Annotated in this window: 16 protein-coding genes; 11 read left to right on the top strand and 5 right to left on the bottom strand. The window is 66.0% G+C overall.

Going from position 1 to position 16,855, the window contains the following annotated elements; translation table 11 throughout:
• The first annotated feature begins 14 nt into the window (after positions 1–14).
• From ACR81A_RS12725 to tmk, 5 genes are all read left to right on the top strand, one after another.
• Positions 15–149: a DUF4244 domain-containing protein gene (locus tag ACR81A_RS12725; protein ID WP_337248871.1), complete on the top strand. Its 135-nt coding sequence runs from the start codon at positions 15–17 to the stop codon at positions 147–149.
• Positions 127–501: a TadE/TadG family type IV pilus assembly protein gene (locus ACR81A_RS12720; RefSeq protein ID WP_440312013.1), complete on the top strand. Its 375-nt coding sequence runs from the start codon at positions 127–129 to the stop codon at positions 499–501. Before ACR81A_RS12725 ends, ACR81A_RS12720 begins: the two co-directional genes overlap by 23 nt.
• On the top strand, positions 498–1,277 hold the full coding sequence (locus ACR81A_RS12715) for a M23 family metallopeptidase (protein WP_440312012.1): 780 nt from the start codon (positions 498–500) through the stop codon (positions 1,275–1,277). The genes ACR81A_RS12720 and ACR81A_RS12715 overlap by 4 nt, the downstream gene beginning before the upstream one ends.
• A 181-nt stretch (positions 1,278–1,458) precedes the next feature.
• The gene (topA, locus tag ACR81A_RS12710) at positions 1,459–4,293 is read left to right on the top strand and encodes a type I DNA topoisomerase (RefSeq protein ID WP_440312011.1); all 2,835 of its coding nucleotides are present in this window, start codon (positions 1,459–1,461) and stop codon (positions 4,291–4,293) included.
• Positions 4,290–4,925, top strand: a complete 636-nt coding sequence (gene tmk / locus ACR81A_RS12705; protein WP_440312010.1) for a dTMP kinase — start codon at positions 4,290–4,292, stop codon at positions 4,923–4,925. The genes topA and tmk overlap by 4 nt, the downstream gene beginning before the upstream one ends.
• A gap of 67 nt (positions 4,926–4,992) precedes the next feature.
• Here the strand turns inward: tmk and mtnK are convergent, their stop codons facing one another.
• The 5 genes from mtnK to mtnA all read right to left on the bottom strand — a co-directional run bounded on the left by mtnK (position 4,993) and on the right by mtnA (position 11,092).
• On the bottom strand, positions 4,993–6,210 hold the full coding sequence (gene mtnK / locus ACR81A_RS12700) for an S-methyl-5-thioribose kinase (RefSeq protein ID WP_440312009.1): 1,218 nt from the start codon (positions 6,208–6,210) through the stop codon (positions 4,993–4,995).
• A gap of 72 nt (positions 6,211–6,282) precedes the next feature.
• Positions 6,283–7,326, bottom strand: a complete 1,044-nt coding sequence (locus ACR81A_RS12695; protein ID WP_202380776.1) for an ABC transporter permease — start codon at positions 7,324–7,326, stop codon at positions 6,283–6,285.
• Position 7,327: 1 nt separating this feature from the next.
• Positions 7,328–8,854 carry a sugar ABC transporter ATP-binding protein gene (locus ACR81A_RS12690; RefSeq protein WP_440312008.1) on the bottom strand — a complete coding sequence of 509 codons (1,527 nt, stop codon included), beginning with the start codon at positions 8,852–8,854 and terminating at the stop codon, positions 7,328–7,330.
• A 64-nt stretch (positions 8,855–8,918) separates the two neighbouring features.
• Positions 8,919–10,016 (bottom strand): substrate-binding domain-containing protein, encoded by a 1,098-nt coding sequence (locus tag ACR81A_RS12685; RefSeq protein WP_202380778.1) that lies wholly within the window; start codon positions 10,014–10,016, stop codon positions 8,919–8,921.
• 47 nt (positions 10,017–10,063) lie between these two features.
• Positions 10,064–11,092: an S-methyl-5-thioribose-1-phosphate isomerase gene (gene mtnA, locus ACR81A_RS12680; protein ID WP_202380779.1), complete on the bottom strand. Its 1,029-nt coding sequence runs from the start codon at positions 11,090–11,092 to the stop codon at positions 10,064–10,066.
• Between the two features lie 178 nt (positions 11,093–11,270).
• Here mtnA and ACR81A_RS12675 point away from each other — a divergent pair, with 178 nt between their 5' ends.
• From ACR81A_RS12675 to ACR81A_RS12650, 6 genes are all read left to right on the top strand, one after another.
• On the top strand, positions 11,271–11,987 hold the full coding sequence (locus ACR81A_RS12675; protein ID WP_202380780.1) for a GntR family transcriptional regulator: 717 nt from the start codon (positions 11,271–11,273) through the stop codon (positions 11,985–11,987).
• 145 nt (positions 11,988–12,132) lie between these two features.
• Positions 12,133–12,765, top strand: a complete 633-nt coding sequence (locus tag ACR81A_RS12670; RefSeq protein WP_202380781.1) for a class II aldolase/adducin family protein — start codon at positions 12,133–12,135, stop codon at positions 12,763–12,765.
• 217 nt (positions 12,766–12,982) lie between these two features.
• Positions 12,983–13,981: a siderophore ABC transporter substrate-binding protein gene (locus tag ACR81A_RS12665; RefSeq protein WP_440312007.1), complete on the top strand. Its 999-nt coding sequence runs from the start codon at positions 12,983–12,985 to the stop codon at positions 13,979–13,981.
• Entirely contained in the window at positions 13,978–15,036 is a 1,059-nt protein-coding gene (locus tag ACR81A_RS12660) for an ABC transporter permease (protein ID WP_440312006.1), read from the top strand. The genes ACR81A_RS12665 and ACR81A_RS12660 overlap by 4 nt, the downstream gene beginning before the upstream one ends.
• Positions 15,029–16,057: an iron chelate uptake ABC transporter family permease subunit gene (locus ACR81A_RS12655; RefSeq protein WP_440312005.1), complete on the top strand. Its 1,029-nt coding sequence runs from the start codon at positions 15,029–15,031 to the stop codon at positions 16,055–16,057. The genes ACR81A_RS12660 and ACR81A_RS12655 overlap by 8 nt, the downstream gene beginning before the upstream one ends.
• A complete protein-coding gene (locus tag ACR81A_RS12650; protein WP_440312004.1) occupies positions 16,054–16,845 on the top strand; it encodes an iron ABC transporter ATP-binding protein in 792 nt (263 codons plus the stop codon). Before ACR81A_RS12655 ends, ACR81A_RS12650 begins: the two co-directional genes overlap by 4 nt.
• The last annotated feature ends 10 nt before the right edge of the window (positions 16,846–16,855 follow it).

The following is a 16,855-nucleotide window of genomic DNA, read 5'->3' as shown; positions in this document are numbered from 1 at the left end:
AGGAACACGGGGCCGTGACCGCGGAATACGCGATCGTCATTCTCGCGGCGGTCGCGTTCGCAGGGTTGCTTGTCGCGATCATGCAATCCGCGGAGATTCGCGGCATGCTGGTGGAGCTCGTCGAGAATGCGCTCGGCTCCAGCGAATAGTTTGTGTGGCAGGCTGCTCCGCGAGGACCGCGGAGCAGCCACCGCCGAGTTTGCGATCGTGCTGCCTGTGGTGATTGCGGTGCTCGGGCTCGTCATCGGCGGCACCGTGGTCTCCGCCCACCGCATCAGTCTCGTCGCGCAAGCCGGCGAACTCGCCCGTGCCGAGGCACGGGGCGACACTGCCGCGGCGGGCGGTATCGAGAAATTGCTCGCGCGCGGGGTGGATGTCGCGCGGGAAGAGCGCGGCGTGCTGCACTGCGTCGCACTGAGCTCAGCCCCGGCAGGTGGGCTCCTCCGCGCGGTGAGTGTGCGTGCGGAGTCGTGCGCTGCGAGGCTCGGGGACGAGCGATGAGCGCCCCCGCCGCGTTCGCCTGCGCGGTTGCAGCGCTCTGCCTGGGACTCCCGGTACTTGCGGCTGCGAGCCACCTGGAGGCGCAGCAGCGCGCCTCTGCAATCGCCGATGCCGCAGCGCTCGCCGCAGCCGATGCGGCGAGCGGGTGGGTGGATGCGGCACCGTGCGAACTGGCGGACGTGGTCGCGGACGCGCAGGGGGCACGCGCCTCTCGCTGCGAGGTCGATCCGGCACGCGGAGAAGCGCGGGTCGAGATTGAGTTGAGTGCTCGCCTCGGCGCGGTCACCGGCAGGGCCCGTGCGGCGCCCCCAGGCCCGGACACCGTTGGCGAAACCGGCGGCTGGGTTTGGCCAGCAGTCGGGCGGGGCATCACACAGGGGCTGCATGACGGATTCGCGATCGATCTCGACGTGCCCGCCGGCGGTGCGCTCCTGGCCCCACGCAGTGGCATTGTCGTGTGGGCCGGAGCAGACGAAGGGCCTGTGCCCGCGGCGTGCCAGGCTCGGCCAGAGTGGTGGAGGGGGCCAAACCACGCGGTCATCATCCGGCACGATGATGGTGGCCAACCGCGATTCAGCTCCCATAACCACATCGCGCCCGGGTCCGCCGCCGCACTCGGCATCGCGGCGGGCACGCCAGTTCGAGCGGGTCAGCCCGTCGCCCGGGCGGGAATGAGCGGCTGCACGTCGGGCCCGCACAGCCACTTCACGATCGCATCCACACAGCGCAACGCCTACCCGGACATCAATCCGTTTGAGCTCCTGGGAGCGCCGTAATGATCGAGGCAAAACGGAGGCCGAGAACGCTGCAAAAAGTGTGGCCCCATAATAGAGAGGAGACACACTGCCTCGATCGATGCCGGGTTCACGGGTAATCCTGTGTATCGTTTCGAAGCAGAACCCTGAGTGGCAGTGGCGGTTCCGTCCGTCCTGAACTCGAAGCAATGAAGGAGACCCCGTGGCGGGTACGAAGAAACTTGTGATCGTCGAGTCGCCGACCAAGGCGAAGACGATTGGTGGCTATCTGGGCGACGACTATGAGGTCATCGCGTCCGTCGGGCATGTCCGCGACCTCGCCGAACCGTCCGAGCTCCCCGCCGAGCTCAAGAAGGGCCCGTTCGGGAAGTTCGCCGTTGACGTTGAGAACGATTTCGCGCCGTACTACGTCGTGAACGACAACAAGAAAAAGACGGTCTCCGAGCTCAAGCGAGCTCTGAAGGGAGCCGACGAAGTCTGGCTCGCAACCGATGAGGACCGGGAGGGAGAGGCAATTGCCTGGCACCTCCTGGAAGTCCTCAAGCCCAAGGTTCCTGTGCGCCGGATGGTCTTCCACGAGATCACGCAGGAAGCGATCGAGCAGGCTAAGCAGAACACCCGCGACCTCGACACTGCGCTGGTCGATGCACAGGAGACCCGTCGCATCCTCGACCGCCTATACGGGTACGACATTTCCCCCGTGCTGTGGCGCAAGGTCGCACCGAAGCTCTCTGCTGGCCGTGTCCAGTCCGCGGCCACCCGTCTGGTGGTCGACCGCGAGCGTGAGCGCCAGGCGTTCCGCGCGGCCGAGTACTGGGACCTCACCGCGACGTTCCACCCGGCAGCTGACGCCCCGGACAGCACCGCGTTCGCCGCACGCCTCGTACGCCTCGACGGTCAGCGTCTTGCTACCGGCGGCGACTTCGGCGACGACGGCAAACTCACGGAGAAGGCCGCCAAGGCCGGGGCAGTACCCCTGGCGCAGGCCCGCGCAGAGGCGCTCGCCGCGCTCATCACTGCGGACACCCCCGCGAGTGTGCGCTCTGTAGAGACGAAGCCGCACACCCGACGTCCCGCAGCACCGTTCACCACGTCGACGCTGCAGCAGGAGGCCTCGCGCAAACTGCGGTACAGCTCGCGCCAGACCATGTCGTTCGCGCAGTCGTTGTATGAGAACGGCTACATCACTTATATGCGAACCGACTCGCCGACGCTTTCGAAGCAGGCGATCCAGGCCGCACGCACGCAGGCCGCCGAGCTCTACGGCGCGCAGACGCTCCCCGAGAAGCCCCGCGTGTACACGGGCAAGGCGAAGGGTGCGCAGGAAGCGCACGAGGCCATCCGCCCCGCCGGCGACGCGTTCCAGCGGCCCAGCGACCTCAAGGGAAAGCTCACCCAGGGCGAGCACGCGCTCTACGAGTTGATCTGGAAGCGCACGGTCGCGAGTCAGATGGCCGACGCCAAGGGCTCCACCGATACCGTGACCCTCGAAGCTCAGGTGACGGAGGCCGACCGTTCGGCGCCCACCACCGTTGAGTTCACCGCGAGCGGTACCGTCATCACCTTCCCCGGCTTCCTGCTGGCCTACGAGGAGGGTCGCGACGAGAAGCGCGGCGACACCGAGCAGAACGTTTCGCTCCCGCAGCTGAGCTCCGGCCAGCAGCTTGCCGTGACTGATCCCGAAGCAAAGGGCCACGAGACGAGCCCGCCGCCCCGCTACACCGAGGCGAGCCTCACGAAGCGGCTCGAGGAGCTCGGCATCGGCCGTCCGTCGACGTACGCGGCGATCATCAGCACGATCATGGATCGCGGCTACGTCACGAAGAAGGGCCAGGCGCTCGTTCCGAGCTGGATCGCCTTCTCCGTTGTACGACTGTTGGAGGAGCACTTCAGCGCGCTCGTGAACTACGACTTCACCGCCGAGATGGAAAACGACCTCGACCGCATTGCTGCCGGCGAGACCGACCGCAGCAAGTGGCTCGGCGAGTTCTACTTCGGCACGGACTCACACCCCGGTCTGCGCGGTGTGGTCGATAACCTCGGCGAGATCGACGCGCGCGCGATCAATACGATCCGCATCGACGACGAGATTTCGCTGCGTAACGGCAAGTACGGGCCCTACCTCGAGGTCTTCGACGAGAAGAGTGAGGTCGGTGAGGACGGTGCGCTCAAGGCCCGCACGGTCAACATTCCTGATGGACTCGCTCCCGACGAGCTCACTCCTGAGAAGGCGCATGAGCTGGCTGAGGCAGAGCCCGCCGAGGACCGAGTGGTGGGTCTGCACCCCACCACGGGGAAGCGCATCATCGCGAAGAACGGTCGCTTCGGTCCGTACGTGACCGAGCTGCCTGACGAGGGTGAGGAGCTGCCGAAGGGACAGAAGCCGCGCACGGCATCGCTGTTCAAGAGCATGGACCCCGCCACGGTCGACCTTGAGACGGCTACCGCGCTCCTTGACCTGCCCCGTGTGGTGGGGGCCGACCCCGAGTCGGGTGCTGAGATCACCGCTCAGAACGGCCGCTACGGTGCCTACCTGAAGAAGGGGACGGACACCCGTTCGCTGCCGAGCGAAGACGCGATCTTCTCGATTGACCTGGCCGGCGCACAGGAACTCTTTGCGCAGCCGAAGTACGGTGCTCGCAAGGCGTCGAGCGCACTCAAGGAGTTTGACGCGGATCCCGTGAGCGGCAAGCCCGTGCGCGTGCGCGACGGTCGCTTCGGTCCCTACGTGACCGATGGCGAGACCAACGCGACGATCCCGCGCGGCGACAGCGTCGAGGACATCACGTTCGAGCGCGCGATCGAGCTGCTTGCGATTAAGCGTGCCAAGGGGCCCGCGAAGAAGAAGGCGCCCGCCAAGAAGGCCGCAGCCAAGAAGCCCGCGGCAAAGAAGGCTCCTGCAAAGAAGGCAGCCGCGAAGAGTGGCGAGAAGACGGTAGACCCGGCGCGATCCGCGGCAGCGAAGAAGGCTGCCGAGACGCGCAAGGCGAATGCCGCGAAGAAGGCGGCCGAAGCCGCAGCGGCAGCGGGCGAGTGACCGAGTCGAGCGGACTGTTCGTCACCCTCGAAGGGGGTGACGGGGCGGGAAAGACCACTCAGGCGGAACTGCTGGAGGCCTGGTTCGTGGCGCGCGGCCGAGAGGTCGTGCGCACGCGCGAGCCCGGCGGCACGCCGCTGGGCGCGGAGATTCGTAGGCTCCTGCTGCACGGGGGCGACGAGATCGGCGCCGTCGATCCGCGCGCCGAGGCGCTCCTCTACGCTGCAGACCGTGCCCAGCACGTCGCAACAGTGGTGCGCCCCGCACTCGAGCGCGGTGCGGTGGTCGTGCAGGATCGATACATTGACTCCTCGCTTGCCTACCAGGGGGCTGGCCGCGTGCTCGACGGCGGCGAAGTCCGCCAGCTCAGCGAGTGGGCCGTTGACGGGCTCTGGCCACAGCTCACGGTGCTGCTCGACCTGCCGACCGAGGCGGCCGCAGCACGGCGGCAGGCGCGGGGCGGAGCGAGCGATCGTCTCGAGTCAGAGGCCGAGGCGTTCCACGTGGCGGTGCGCGAAGGGTTTCTCGCGCTCGCGGCGGCCGAACCCGAGCGCTTCCTCGTGCTGGACGCCACGAGTTCTGTCACCGAACTCCACGAGCACATCGTCGCCCGGATCACCCAGCTCGGCTGATTCGCAGCACGAACCGGAGATACGCAACAGGCCCGAACGAATTCGTTCGGGCCTGTTGCGTATTCGACTACCGAGAGAGGATCTCGGCACCCACGAGGTCGGTGAATACGGTGATCTCGGCGGCGTCGTTCCAGCCAGCTGCGACAGCACGTGCAGCCGCGAGTACCGAGCGCGCGGCGGGAGCGCGCAGTGCCGGCTCAAGCGACTCGATATCGCGCACCTTGGCGGCCCCAACGATGCGGCGCGCCATCTTTGCGGAGGCGAAGAGCATGGCCTCGCGGCGGATGCGATCGAGCCGTCGCGCGGCAAATGCTGCGTCGAACAGCTGTACTTCGTGCCAGGTCTTGGCGCGGGCGGAGAACTCCGCCGCGAACGCATTCCAGGTCTCTTCGACAAGACCCAGGGCCCACGTAGCGCGCTCGTGTTCGCCGAGCGCGGTTGCCCGCGCGGCAGCGAAGCTGTAGTTTGCGAACAGCGCCCCCAGATCAAACGCGATGGGTCCGTAGAAGGCGAACTCAGAGTCGAACACCTTGACTGAGTCGGCGGCGGCGCCCTCTGCACCGCGCACCATCACGGAACCAGTGTGCAGGTCGCCATGGATCAGCGCCTCAGCCTGGGTCATGAAGCGCCACTTCGCCTCGGCCATCGCCGCGGCGAATGCCGGATCTGCAGCAAGGGCGGCGGCGTCCGCGGCGTTCTCCGGGAGTACCTCGTTGCGGCCCGTATCGAATACCGGCTCGGTGAAGACGAGGTCCTCGGTGATGGTGCACAGCTCCGGGTTCTGCGTCTCGGCGATCCGCCGGGCGACGAGCTGCCGGTCCTGTCCCAGGATCGAGGTGCCTACCGCGAGCGCGGCCACGTACTCGCCGAGGCGGCGTGCCACATCCTCGTGCCGCTCCGAGCGGTTGAGTGCGTCTCGCCAGACGGCGTGATCCGAGAGATCCTCGAGCGCGAGAATGAACCGCTCAGGGTCGTACAAGATCACGTCGACCACGAGCTCGGGCGTGAGCGCGTGGTGCGTCTGCAGGGAGTCCGCCTCGCGCGCAGCCCGCTCCGGCGTCATCGGCCACCCTGCGCCCGTCATACGGACGTAGGGGAGTGCCTGCTTCAGGATGATGCCGCGGTCATCCTCATCGAGGATATGGAAGACGAGGTTGAGGTTGCCGTCGCCGATCTCGCGGATCGAAGCGATGCGATCCGCGTCGATGCGGTCGTGAGTCTCGGGACGCGACCGCAGGTACTCGGCGATGTTGTCGGCGTCGAGGAAGGTGTACTCGTGAGACATAAGGAGTGCCTTTCGTTGGGAAGAGCTGAACCGGGAATGCGGCCGCCCGCGCTGTGGCGGGCGGCCGCACGGTCACGTGGCCGGCGTGTACCGGGCCTTCTTCCGTGACAGGGTGAAGGAGAAGAGGAGCGCGATGATCACGACGAGGCCCTTGGCGGTGTCCTGGTAGTAGTACTCGAAGCCCATCATCGTCATGCCGGTGAGCACGATGACCACGAGCACCGCGCCGAGGAGGGTGCCCCACGCGTTGGGCTTGTTCAGGCCGAGTACGGAGGTGCCCACCAGCGCGACAGCAACGGCTTCAAGCAGGCTCGAGGCGCCCGCGTTCACGTCGCCCTGACCGATCCGTGCAACAAGGATGATGCCCGCGACGGAAGCGAACACCGAGGAGACGACGTACGCGGCGCCGCGGTGGAAGCCCACGCGAATACCTGAGAGGCGAGCGGCCTCCGGGTTCGCGCCGATTGCGTAGAGGATACGACCCCAGGACGTCTTCGTGAGGATGAACCAGCACGCGGTGACGAGCACGAGCATGACGATCACCGGGATGGGAACCGGGCCGACGGTGCCACGGTCGATCAGCAGGAACGCGGGATCGAACTTGCCGGGGGCGGCAGTGCCATTGGGGAGCGTCATACCGGAGGACACCGACTGGCCGGACACCGGGATCATCTTTGCGCCCTGGATCACGAACATCATGCCCAGCGTGGCGAGCAGATCGGGAATCTTGCAGACCACGATAAGGAATGCGTTCAACAACCCGACGAGCACACCGGCGACGAGCACGAACGTGATGGCCATGCCCGCGGTGAGGTTGTAGAACACCATCGTCATGGCGGCGAGCTGCACGCTGAGGCCGGCGACCGAGCCGATCGACAGATCGAGGCCGCCAACGATCATGCTGAACATGACGCCGAGGCCGAGGATCGCTGTCACCGACGCGAACTTCAGCATCGAGAACATCGAGTTGGTTGTTGCGAACGCGGGTTCAGTGATCGCAAAGAACACGAACGCGATGACGGTCACGGCGATGAAGCCGTACTTCACGATGATGTCGCGCGCGCGGTCGGCGCCCGAGATCCGCACCGGGGCGGGAATTGCTGATGTGTCGGCCATCTCAGGCCACCTCCGTCATGCTCTGGATGATCTGTTCATTGCTGATGTCTGCGGCGCGTGCGTCGAGCGTGATGCGGCCCTCGACCATCACGACAATGCGGTCGGCCATCTCTCGGACCTCGTCGACGTCGCTGCAGATCATTACGACAGCTGAGCCGTCTGCGGCCTGCTCGCGAGCGCGCTGTGAGATGACCCGCCTCGCGCCGATATCCACGCCGCGGAAGGGCTCATCGAGAAGGAGGAGCCGCGGCGCGCGCTGCATCCAGCGCGCAACCATGACCTTCTGCTGATTGCCGCCGGAGAGCGCATCGACGGACTGCTCGGGCCCCGTGGTGACCACGGAGAAGCGATCGATCGCCGCTGCGCCAGAGGTGCGTTCCTTGCCCGGGGCGAGGATTCCGCCGCGGACGAAGTCGCTGAGGAAGGGGAGCGAGAGGGTGCGCATGACCGACCAGCCGGGCAGCATGCCCTGCGCCGCGCGGTCTTCGGGCACGAGGTACACGCCGTGTGAGATCGCTGCCTTGGGTGACTTCGGGGCGAAGGGCCGATCGCCGAGCGACATCTCGCCACTCGTGAGCTTGCGTGCACCGAACACTGTTTCCGCTAGCTCAGTCTTTCCCGCGCCGATGAGCCCGATGATCCCGGTCACCTCGCCTGCGGCGATGTCGATGTCGATGGGGGCGCTTTCGGGGAAGACTCGGTGCCCGCGAACGGACAGCACGGTCTCGCCACCGTGGAGTTCTTCGAGCTCTGCAGCGTCGGCGAGCACGCCCTCGCCGAGCATTGAGCGGACCGCGGCCTGCAGATCGAAGGGGAGCTGCTGCGCATTGACGATGCGGCCATCGCGCAGGACCGCAAGCCGGTCGGCCAGCGCGTTGATCTCGCTCAAACGATGGGACACGTAGAGAATCGCGACGCCACGGTCGCGCAACTTCGTCACGAGCGCGAAGAGACGTTCGGCCTCGTTTTGGGACAGGGTCGAGGTCGGCTCGTCGAGGATGAGGACCTGCGGTGTCGTAGACAGTGCACGCGCAAGCAGGAGCATCTGGCAATCCGCGATCCCAAGCTCGTGCACGTCCTGGCGGAGGAACGCATCGTCCCACTCAAGATCGAGGGTGGCTGCGATCTCTCGCGCGCGCGGAAGGAGCGAGCGGAGAGATGCGACCGAGCGCACCTCTTTGAGCGCGATCTCCTCGAAGAGGAGGTTTTCGGCGACGCTCAGGCCGGGCACGATCGCGTCATCGATGCGCTGATGAACGGTGCGAACGCCGGCGCGCGCAGCCGACATGGGGGTGTCGAAGTCAACCGGTTCGGTGCCGAGCAGCAGCTCGCCCGCGGTCTGCTGGTGCACACCGGCGAGGATCTTGATGAGCGTCGACTTGCCGGCGCCATTCGCGCCGAGGAGCGCGGTGACGGTGCCGGGAACAAGCTCGAGGTCAACGCCCTTCAGTACGCGGTTCGCGCCGAAGTTTTTCGTCAACCCGACGAGGCGCAGGGCAGCTGCCGGTGCGGATTCCGTCGAATGCATGGGAACAACAACTCCTTGAGGAGGTGTGGGTGCCGGGCGGTCTGCCCGGCACCCACACGGGGAATTAGAAGGAGACGACCGGGATCCAGTCGGCGCTCGACACCTCGGAGATGTTGAGCGAGGGTTCGGCCGCGCGCAGATCGTCCATGTTCTTGATGTCGTTCTTGCGCAGCATCTCCTGCGTCACGAGGATGGGCGGGAAGTCCACGGTGTCCTCGGTGAGCTCGCCGGCCATCTTGAGCGCCAGCGTGCGCATCACTGCCGCGCCGATCGCGTTCGGATCGGTTGCGCCGGTAGCGACCCAGCGGCTGCCCTCAGCCGTCATCAGCTCGATGTCTGCAGTGGAGATGTCGGCGCCGTACACGAGGATGTCCTCGGTACCGGGAACCTGGTCGAGGCCCGTCAGCGTGCCCTTCGCGAACTCGTCATAGGGGGAGTAGATCGCCTTGACGCCGGAGTTCGCCTGCACAGCGGCGGTGATCATCGGTGCAGAGTCGGTGGCAGTGGAGTTCGTGAAGTTGCCGGTCTTGAACTTCTGGTCCCAGCCCTGCTTCGTGAGGTACTCCTGCCAGACCACGTCACGGCGGTCGAGCGGTGCGATGCCGTCGTAGTTGACGTAGCCGACTTCAGCGTTCTTCCCGATATCGGACGCCATCTGATCGAGCACGAGCGAGGCCATGAGCGCGTCAGACTGCTGGGTCTGCACCGCCTCCGGCGCGCACTGCTGGATCTCGACGTCGTAGATCGCAACGACGATGCCCTTGTCGAGCGCCTGGTTCACGCCCTCGCAGAGGGTGTCGGGCAGTCCGTGGCGAATGATGATGCCATCGACACCCGAGGCGATCGCCTGGTCAAGCTGGGTCGCCTGCGTCGCGTTGTCGCCCTGCGCATCGAACACGGAGAGATCGACGCCGAGGGCGTCTGCCTGCTGGCGGGTTCCGTTGAGGTACTGCTGGAAGTAGTCGCCCTGTCCTGACTGCTGGACAATCGCGATCTTGACGCCGTCGGCGTCGAAGGGCGCGGGTGCCGTGCCGGTGGCCTCAGCGACCTTCCCCGAGTCGGAGGAACTCCCCGAGCTTGCGGGGGCTCCCTGCGTGCAGCCGGCGAGGCCGAGGGTGAGGATGGCCGCGGCGCTGAGCGCTGCGGTGGTGATCTTACGCATCGTTGCGTTCCTTTCGTGAGGGTGCTGCGGGTGGGTGCGCGGGAAGATTAGCCGCCGAAGAGCGGCTGCGCGGTGGCGGCGGGCTCGACGACGCCGCGCTCGGTGACGATTGCGGAGATGATGTCGTGAGGGGTCACATCGAAGGCGGGGTTGAACGCGCGCACGCCCGGCGTTGCGACCTGTGCGCCGCCAAAAGCAAGCACCTCTTCGTCGCCCCGCTCCTCGATCTCGATCTCGTCACCGGTGGCCGTGGCCTCGTCGACGGTCGAGTACGGTGCGGCGACCACGAACGGGATGCCCTTGCGCGCGCACGCGAGTGCCAGCGCGACCGATCCAACCTTGTTTGCGGTATCGCCATTCGCGGTGATGCGATCCGCGCCGATCACGGCGAAGTCCACCAGGCCGCGCAGGATCGTGCTCGACGCGGCACCGTCGACCTCAACGAGGTGGGGGATGCCGTCTTGCTGCAGCTCCCAGCTCGTGAGGCGGGTGCCCTGCAGCAGCGGACGAGTTTCATCGACGTAGACGAGCTCAAGCTTGCCGCGCTCGTGGAGCTCGTGCAGAATCCCGTAGGCCGTGCCCCACGCCGTCGTTGCGAGCGCGCCCGTGTTGCAGTGCGTCACCGCTCGGAGCGGGCGATCGCCCACGCGAGCAAGCAACCAATCGGCGCCCAGGCGAGAAAGCTCGCGGTTCGCGGCCTCATCCTCGGCTGCAATGGCCCGTGCCTCGGTGAGGCAGCGATCAAAGCCTTCCGCGCGGAACTCAGCGACCCGATTCGCGCCCCATGCGAGGTTCACCGCGGTCGGACGTGCGTCTGCGATCGCGGTAATTGCGGCGCTGAGCTGCTCCTCGCTCCAGTTCTCGCGCGCAGCCTCGTGGAGCGCGAGCGCGACGCCGTAGCCGCCCGCGGCGCCAAGCGCAGGAGCGCCGCGCACTGCCAGACGCTGGATCGCGTCAATCAAGAGATCGACATTGGTGACCTCGAGGAACACCTCTTCGGCGGGAAGCCGCGTCTGATCGATCAGGCGAATGTGTGAGTCAGCTGCGGCATCAATCCACTCGATTGCGCGAACCATGGTGATGGCGATCCTTTCGACGGCGTTGTCAGTGCGCAGAGCGCGGACTATCGCGAGAAACGTATTCGGTTGACTGACAACTTGTCAAGTGAGGTCACATAAATGGACTTTGATGCATGACCTAGACTTGGGGACACTGGAATCCGGGCGCGACCGCCCACGGGCAATGGAGGCGTGCATGGCAAAGCCAGGATCGAGGGTGGCGCTCGTCGCGGATGGACTGCGTGCGGCGATTCGCTCGGAGGAGTTCAGCGAGGGTGAACGCCTGCCGACAGAAGCCCAGCTCGCAGAGCGTTTTGGGGTCTCGCGACCGACCGTGAGGGCCGCGCTGCGCGAGCTCGAAACGGTGGCGCTCGTGCGCACCCAGCACGGCGTCGGCTCGTTTGTGGCCGAGCGCCCCGCGGTCACCGCGGGGCTCGAGCGGCTGGATTCCATCACCGAGTCGATCCGAAGCACCGGGCGTGAACCGGGCATGATCTACCGCGGCAGGGTGATTCGACCTCTGCTCCCCGATGAAGCTGAAAAGCTGGAGCTTTCGGGCGATGCGCACGCGCTGGAGCTTCGCCGAACCATCCTCGCCGACGGTGAGGTCGTGGCGTACTCGTACGATCTCATGCCGATCGGCGTCTTCCCAGAGGGGGAGGATCCCGAGTCGGTGCAGGGCTCGCTGTTCGCGTACCTTCGCGAGGTGCGAGACATGCATCCGCACTACGGCGTTGCAGAGGTGCACGCGGTGCAGTCCGACCGCATCGGCTGGGACGCGCCTGTGGGTAAGCCTGCGCTCTACGTGCTGCTCGATCAGGTGCACTTCGATCGCTCGGCGCGGGCGTTGCTCTACTCGCGCACGTACTTCCTTGAGGGGCGCTACGCGTTCACGATCCGCAGGGCCGGGTGAGGAGCGCGCCTGTTCCGCAGCTCCCGAGGTTGTTTGACAACGTGCGATGACGGAGTAACAATATTGAGGCCGCATGGAGCATGCGGCTGTCGCGTGAGTCGCGCCGCCGCACTCCCCGCGAGCGCTCACTGGAAGGTCGTAGTTCATGTTGAATACCCAGGAGGGCGCCGCCGCTGCGCTCGAGCTCTCGAAGATCGGTGCGGACGCGGTGGGCCGCGGCCTCGTGCTCGCGAGCGGCGGAAACCTGTCCGCGCGCCTCGACAGCGAGCACTTCATCATCACCGGCTCCGGCACCTGGCTTGACCGCCTGCGCCCCGGTGACTTCACCGTGATGCACCTGGACGGCACCGTCGTGTCTGGCAACCCCAAACCGTCGAGTGAGTGGAAGCTGCACCAGCGCTCGTATGAGGCGCGGGCTGACGTGAATGCGGTGATCCACCTGCACCCGCAGCACGCGGTGCTGCTTGCGACGCTGGGGATCGATATCCGCCTGCTGACGCTTGATCACGCCTTCTACGTGAAGTCGATCGGCGTGACGCCGTTCTACCCGAACGGCTCGGACGAGCTCGCCGATACGGCCGCGGCGGAGCTGGCCGAGCACGACTGTGTGGTGATGCGTCACCACGGGTGCACCGCGGTAGGCGACACCATCGAGATGACCTATCGCCGCGCCCTGAATCTTGAGGATGCTGCAAAGGCGACGGTACTTGCGCGGCAGCTCGGCGATACCGAGACCACGTTCCCGGACGAACACTTCCCGAACTTGCATCACGCGTAGGCTCCAGCGGTGCGCGTTCGCTCAGCGCCCCGGAAATCGTGCAATCGCCGCGGTTTCCGGGGCTTTTTCGTATCCAACTTGAACATCTGATGAATGTAAGCATAGGCTGAGTAGTGAAGTTGCTCACCGCGTCGTTCCGGCCGGAGAGCAGCGAACGCGCTGCTGCGATGCTCTCGCAGGAGCGCGTTTCCATGTCCGTTCAACTGAAGGATTCGACGTGTCACTTCGTTCCACCCGCACCCCCGCGGCTGCCGCCCTCGCAGTCGGCGCCGCGCTGCTCTTCTCCGCCTGCTCGACGGGCGCGCCCGCCGCGGAATCCGATGCTCCGAAGGCCTCGGGCACGGTGACCATCACCGACAACCACGGCGAAGTTGAGGTGCCGGTCAACCCGAAGACCGTCGTCGCGCTCGACAACCACGTCTTCTCCACGCTTGATGCGTGGGACATCGAGCTTGCCGCGGCGCCCAAGGGGATCATGGGAACGGTGTGGCCGAAGTACCTTGATGAGTCTGTCGCCGACGTGGGATCGCACCGCGAGCCCAACCTCGAGACCATCATCGCGGCGGACCCCGACCTCATCATCGCCGGCTACCGCTTTGGCGACTCGTACGACGAGATCAAGAAGCAGAACCCGAACGCTGCGGTCATCGACATTGCCCCGCGCGAGGGCGAGGACCTGATGAGCGAGCTGAAGCGCGAGAGCGACATCCTCGGCCAGATCTTCGACAAGAAGAACGAGGCCAAGGAGCTGAACGACAAGCTCGACAGCGCGATCGCTGATGCGAAGGGCGCATACAACGGCACTGATGCGGTGATGGCTGTGAACACCTCGGGCGGCAAGATCGGCTACCTCGCTCCCGGCGTCGGCCGTTCGGTCGGTCCGGTGTTCGGCGCGCTTGACCTGAAGCCCGCGCTCGAGGTGGAGGGTGCCACGAGCGACCACCAGGGTGATGACATCTCCGTGGAGGCAATCGCGGCGTCGAACCCGCAGTGGATCATCGCGCTCGATCGCGATGCGGCATTCGCCCCGGAGGATCGTGAGGAGGGCTCGCTGCCCGCTGCCGAGCTGATCGCTGAGTCGGAGGCGCTGAAGAACGTCCCCGCAGTGAAGGACGGCAACCTCATCTACCTCGATGCGAACTTCTACCTCACTGAGGACATCCAGGCGTACACCGACCTCTTTGAGAACATCAAGGATGCCTTCGCAGCAGCATGACCACTGACGATCGCGCCGCGGATTCCCGCGGCCACGGAACGCCCGCTCGGTTGAGCGGGCGTTCTCGCGTTGCTGCTTCCCGCGCGGAGCCCGATCCCACCCCGCCTCCGAGGTCCTCGCCGTGGCCGCTGATCCTTGCAGTGATCGGGGTCATCGGGCTCTTGGTGCTCTCGGTCTTCGTCGGTGTGTACGATCTCTCCGACGGCGAGATGGGTGCGGAAATGGTGTGGATCACCCGCGTACCCCGCACGCTCGCCCTGATGCTGGCGGGTGCTGCGATGGCCGCGAGCGGGCTCGTCATGCAAATGCTCACACAAAACCGATTCGTCGACGCGACCACTTCAGGCACGACGGAGTGGGCATCGCTCGGCCTCCTGCTCACCGCGATCCTCGCCCCGAGCGTCGGCCTGCTCGGACGCATGGTAATTGCCAGCGCGTTCGCGTTCATCGGGGCGATGGCCTTCATGCTGATCCTGCGCAGGATTGTGATTCGCACGACCCTCGTCGTGCCGCTCATCGGCATCATGCTGGGCGCCGTTGTCGGCGCGCTGACGACCTTCCTCGCGGTCCAGTTCAACCTGCTGCAGATGGTGGGCACCTGGTTCATGGGGAGCTTCACTGGCGTCGTGCGCGGCCGCTACGAGGTGCTGTGGGTCGTGGCAGTTGTCACCCTTCTGGTCTTTCTCCTTGCCGATCGCATCACCGTCGCGGGCCTCGGCCGTGACGTCGCAACGAACGTCGGGATGAGCTACGACGCAATCGTGATCGCCGGCACCGCGCTTGTCGCGATCTCCGCGGGCGTGACCGTGGTGGTTGTCGGTTTCCTGCCCTTCCTGGGGCTCGTCGTGCCGAATATTGTCGCGACGATTCGTGGCGACAACGTGCGGAGTAACCTCCCGTGGGTGTGCCTGGGTGGCGTCTCACTCGTCATCATTTGCGACATCATCGGCCGAGTGATTCGCATGCCCTTCGAGGTGCCGGTCTCGATGGTGTTAGGCATCATCGGCTCGGTCGTCTTCATCACCATCCTGCTGAGAGGACGTGCCCGTGGCTAGCATTGTCAAGCTCAGCGCAGCCGGGGCACTCCCGGAGGCACCGGACGCCGCAACCCCGCGCTGGCGGCGAGCGCTCCCAATCGTCGTCGTGTACACGGTTGCTGCGGCGTTGGCCGTCGCCGTGTTGAGCTACGGCATCCCTGTCCCGGCGAGCAGCCCGGGCTTCTGGATCATCGTGCAGTCGCGACTCGCATCGCTCGGCACCATTGCGCTGGTTGCCGTGTGCCAATCCGTTGCCACCGTGCTCTTCCACACCGCGACCTCGAACCGGATTCTCACCCCCTCGATTCTCGGCTTCGATGCGCTGTACGTGCTGACGCAGACGGCGCTGGTGTTCGTCTTCGGCACCGCCGCAACCGGTATGGAAGGAATCCCGAAGATCCTCGCGCAGAGCGGCCTGATGGTTCTCTTCGCAACGGCCCTGTATGGCTGGCTGTTTTCGGGCAAGCGCGCAAATCTGCACCTGCTGCTGCTCGTGGGCGTGGTGCTCGGGATCGGATTCGGCTCCGTATCGACGTTCATGCAGCGGATGCTCACGCCGAGCGAGTTCGATGTGCTGAGCGCGCGTCTGTTCGGCAGCATCGGCAAGGGGAATGTCGAGTATCTCCCGGTCGCGGCGACCATCGCGATCCTGATCCTCGGTTTTGTCTGGTCGAAGCGGCGCACCTATGACGTCGTCGCCCTCGGGCGCGATGCCGCGGTGGGACTCGGCGTGAACTATCGCCGTGAGATCGTCACGATCCTCGTTCTTGTCGCCGTGCTCGTGTCCGTCTCGGTCACCATGGTGGGGCCCATGACCTTCTACGGCTTCCTCGTTGCGACGCTCGCCTACCAGTTTGCGCGCAATGACTCGCACGCGGAGGTACTGCCCCTCGCAATCGGCATCGGCCTCGTGACGCTTGTCGGCGCGACATTTATCTTGAAGCACGTGTTCGCGGCCGGTGGCCTTGTGACCGTCATTATTGAGTTCATCGGTGGGCTGCTCTTCCTTATCGTGCTGCTCAGAAAGGGGCTGCGTTGATTCAGCTCACCAATGTGGGGAAGGAGTACGCGGGGCGTCGCGTGCTCGGCCCCATCGACCTCACGATCGAGCGGGGCGGCGTCACCGCACTGATCGGGCCCAACGGCGCCGGGAAGTCCACGATGCTGACGATCATCGGGCGCCTGCTCGAGGCCGACAGCGGGCAGGTGACCGTCGGCGGGCTCGATGTGCGCACCGCGAAGTCGCGCGAGCTCGCGCAGGTCGTGTCGATCTTGAAGCAGGAGAACCACTTCATGGCGCGCCTCACGGTGCGGCAACTCGTCACTTTCGGCCGCTTTCCCCACTCGGCGGGACGCCTGACCGAGACGGACCACCGCGCCATCCACGCCGCGATCGCCTTCCTCGATCTCGCGGGCATGGAGGATCGCTTCATCGACGAGTTGTCCGGGGGGCAGCGCCAGCGCGCGTTTGTTGCGATGGTGCTGGCCCAGGACACCGACTATGTGCTGCTCGACGAACCGCTGACCGGGCTCGACATGCGGCACGCCGTGGGCATGATGGGCCAGGTGCGTGCCGCGGCAGACGCGCTGGGGAAAACCGTGATCCTCGTCATCCACGATGTGAACTTTGCCGCCGCCTACGCTGATCGCATCGTGGCACTCGCAGACGGTCGCGTGGTGGCCTCGGGAACCCCGGAGGAAATCATCACCCCCGATGTGCTCGAGCGCGTGTTCGAGACGCCCGTCGAAGTGCTTGAGCACGGCGGGCGTCGCGTCGCGGTGTACTACCGCCCGGAGCTCGACACTCGCACGGCCGAGAGCCGGTAGCGTGGAGCCT

Source organism: Leucobacter chromiireducens, assembly GCF_051993095.1.
Lineage (GTDB): Bacteria > Actinomycetota > Actinomycetes > Actinomycetales > Microbacteriaceae > Leucobacter > Leucobacter chromiireducens.
This window is presented reverse-complemented; position numbering and strand designations above follow the sequence as displayed.